The following is a 1,159-nucleotide window of genomic DNA, read 5'->3' on the forward strand; positions in this document are numbered from 1 at the left end:
AAATGGTTCAAAGAAATTTTTCTTTTGGCTTGTCTAAGCAACTACCATTGTAAAGAATTTTTTTTGGGCTTTTATTTTAAATTTTATGGTTCGAAGTAATTATGAGTCTGTCATAATACTAAGTAGTGTATTAGGGGGCATTCCAATGAATAAGAAGTCGGTAGTTAGGGTTTATAAAAATTTTTGGCGTGAAATTTTTAATTTTTCGGGAACAGAGGATAGATTTGAATTTTGGGTTCCTTTTTTTATTAATGCACTTTTTAATTTAGTAATTACTTTCCTTGTTACTTTTATCACCGGAAAAACAATTAGCGAAACAAACAATGTTTTTATTTTTATACCTTTGTTCTTTTTTTTAATTTTATTTGAAGTGGCTGAGTTAAGCGCTATGATTAGGCGATTGAGGGACTCAGGGAGGAAATGGTATTTTCTATTAGTCCAATTTATTCCTCTTATTGGTGAATTATATTTGTTCATACTACTGGGAAAACCTACACATAGGAATTAAGTCCTTCTCGTATGCTAATAAAGTGAACAGCCTGTATGCATTGGGCCCCCGTATAATATTCAAGAAGAAATAACGAATTTAGTACATGACAAAATAACCACACTGTTTAAAGGAGTCCAAAGTTCAATTATTGCTTTTTACCAGGAAGAACAATCTGCTAAGTCCCTTGAACAAGAAATTGGGATGGCCTCAACGACTGTTTTAAAATTAGCTCATGGAGCACAAAAACAGGGGATTAAAGATAAAATCGACACTGATATCAAAAAGATCGAAAAGGGGAATAATATTTAAAAAGAGTGGCGATATTATTGGCAAAGAGTTAAGTCATGATACCGCATAATCAATTAGTTAAGCCAATGTAATCGCTTGTCATCGAATTATAAAAAGTACCCCGTGCTTTAAAATTTCACGGAGTACTTTTTATAATTTGCTAAACCATGTACCTAGTAAGCGTGAACAAGAAAATTAACTGATCCAAGAAAAGTCAGATTCTGTAATTACTTCGAACCATAAAATTTAAAATAAAAGCCCAAAAAATTCTTTACAATGATAGTTGCTTAGACAAGCCAAAAGAAAAATTTCTTTGAACCATTCAAGTTTATCAGCTTATGACCGTGGTGCAATCAAAAGCTTACATAATTTAGGCTATGC

The 1,159-nt window shown here is 31.9% G+C and carries 1 protein-coding gene; it reads left to right on the forward strand.

Going from position 1 to position 1,159, the window contains the following annotated elements:
• Positions 1 to 145: 145 nt before the first annotated feature.
• Positions 146 to 508 (forward strand): DUF805 domain-containing protein, encoded by a 363-nt coding sequence (locus IV71_RS06975; RefSeq protein WP_010691871.1) that lies wholly within the window; start codon positions 146 to 148, stop codon positions 506 to 508.
• Positions 509 to 1,159 lie beyond the last annotated feature (651 nt).

Source organism: Fructobacillus fructosus KCTC 3544 (assembly GCF_001438695.1).
GTDB classification, from domain to species: Bacteria; Bacillota; Bacilli; order Lactobacillales; family Lactobacillaceae; genus Fructobacillus; species Fructobacillus fructosus.